General features: G+C 31.6%; 2 protein-coding genes. Both read left to right on the top strand.

Annotation, left to right across the window (positions count from 1 at the left end; translation table 11 throughout):
• The first annotated feature begins 52 nt into the window (after nt 1-52).
• Complete coding sequence (locus tag EC396_RS12330) at nt 53-973, top strand: YihY/virulence factor BrkB family protein (RefSeq protein WP_129366752.1); 921 nt, start codon at nt 53-55, stop codon at nt 971-973.
• Nucleotides 974-979: 6 nt separating this feature from the next.
• Nucleotides 980-1,720, top strand: a complete 741-nt coding sequence (kdsB, locus tag EC396_RS12335; RefSeq protein ID WP_129366753.1) for a 3-deoxy-manno-octulosonate cytidylyltransferase — start codon at nt 980-982, stop codon at nt 1,718-1,720.
• The last annotated feature ends 213 nt before the right edge of the window (nt 1,721-1,933 follow it).

Here is a 1,933-nt window from a genome sequence, read left to right on the forward strand (position 1 = left end):
GGTGTAATATTTACAACAAACCTATACCTCTGCAACCTTTTCACTTAAAAAAATGACCAAACCAATAGAAGAAAATTTAGATAAAATTCCTGTTGTAAATCTGGTAATTAGACTGATTAAAAAAGTCAAAATTCCGGGTTTGTTGGGCTTGTCGTTATACGATCTTTTGGAGATGTATATTATCGGAATTTTTAAAGGTGCCTTAACCTCAAGAGCTGGCGGAATTGCTTTTAGTTTTTTTATGGCATTGTTTCCTTTTTTACTATTTATCCTAACTTTAATTCCGTACGTTCAAATAGAGGGATTTCAGCAAGATTTTTTAAATACCATTGAGCATTTATTACCACCAAATACTTTTGAATCTGTTCAAGGTGTAATTGTAGATATTGCAAATAACAGGTATGGTGGCTTGCTTTCCTTTGGTTTTATAACTTCAGTTTTTTTAATGACAAATGGTGTGAATGCTGTTTTGGGAGGTTTTGAATATTCGTATCATATCAGCGAAATGCGAAATATAATTCGTCAGTATTTTGTATCAATGGGTATGGCAATTCTTTTGGCAGTGGTGTTGTTAATAACAGTTGCTTTAAATATTTATTTTGAAATGGCAGTTAATAATTTAACGGTTTCAGGATTGCTGGTTGATGATGTATTTTGGATACAATATGGCCGTTATGTTTTTTTTATCGTACTTATTTATGTTTCTGTTTCATTTTTATACAAATATGGCACAAAAGAAACCAAAGAAATTTCATACGTGCCAGGTGCCTTGTTAACTACCTTGTTAACCTTGTTAATGTTTAAGCTATTTGCAGTATATGTTATCAAATTTTCGACCTATAATGAGCTGTACGGATCAATAGGTACCTTGTTAATTTTAATGCTGTTTGTTTGGTTAAATTCCATTATTTTATTGTTAGGTTTTGAGTTAAACGCCAGTATTTACAGCCTAAAAAAACAATCACAAAATTAATACCTTATGAAAGTTATTGCAATGATTCCTGCTCGTTATGAAGCAAGTAGATTTCCTGGAAAATTAATGAAAGATTTAGCCGGAAAATCGGTTATTTTAAGAACTTATGAAGCCACAAAACAAACCAATTTGTTTGATGAGGTTTATGTAGTTACAGATTCTGATATTATTTTTAATGAAATTACTTCAAACGGTGGAAAAGCAATCAAAAGCATCAAAGAACACGAGTCGGGGAGTGACCGTATTGCTGAAGCTGTTGAGAATTTAGAGGTTGATATTGTGGTAAATGTTCAGGGCGACGAGCCTTTTACACAAGCCGAACCATTGTTTAATTTATTGGAAGTTTTTAAATCAGATACAGCTAAAGAAATTGCCATAGCTTCATTAATGATTAAAATGGAAGTTGAAGCTGAAATTAACAATCCTAACAATGTAAAAGTTGTTACCGACACTCAAAATTTTGCAATGTATTTTTCACGCTGTCCAATTCCGTATCCACGTGAAAAATCTATGGCAGTTTATTATAAGCATATTGGTATTTATGCTTTTAGAAAAGACGCTTTGTTGAAGTTTACAAAGTTGCCAATGTATCATTTAGAGGCAACTGAAAAACTAGAAAATCTTCGTTTTATAGCAAACGGATTAAAAGTTAAAATGGTTGAAACCAATAAATTGGCTATTGGAATTGATACGCCTGAAGATTTAGAAAAAGCAAATGCTATTTTTAATAAAACGGGTAATTTGTAAAATAATTTTTTTCTTCAAAATCTTCTGGAAAACATTCATATGTAAATCAATAAATGACATATAGTTATTTATGATAAAACTTTATGTCCACTGCCGCTAGTTTATAACGAGTGCCCACTTATAAATAATTCAAATAATTTGCCGCGTTGCAAACGCTTTTTGTTGGTTTCAAAAGTTAAGTAGGTACTCGTCGCAGACAAGCAACAGTTGGAA

It is taken from the genome of Lutibacter sp. HS1-25, from assembly GCF_004121075.1.
Taxonomy (GTDB): Bacteria; Bacteroidota; Bacteroidia; order Flavobacteriales; family Flavobacteriaceae; genus Lutibacter.

What these genes read in the sequence shown, in the direction of transcription:
- EC396_RS12330 (WP_129366752.1), top strand. Translation starts at nt 53, where the DNA reads ATGACCAAACCAATAGAAGAAAATTTAGATAAAATTCCTGTTGTAAAT.
- kdsB (WP_129366753.1), top strand. Translation starts at nt 980, where the DNA reads ATGAAAGTTATTGCAATGATTCCTGCTCGTTATGAAGCAAGTAGATTT.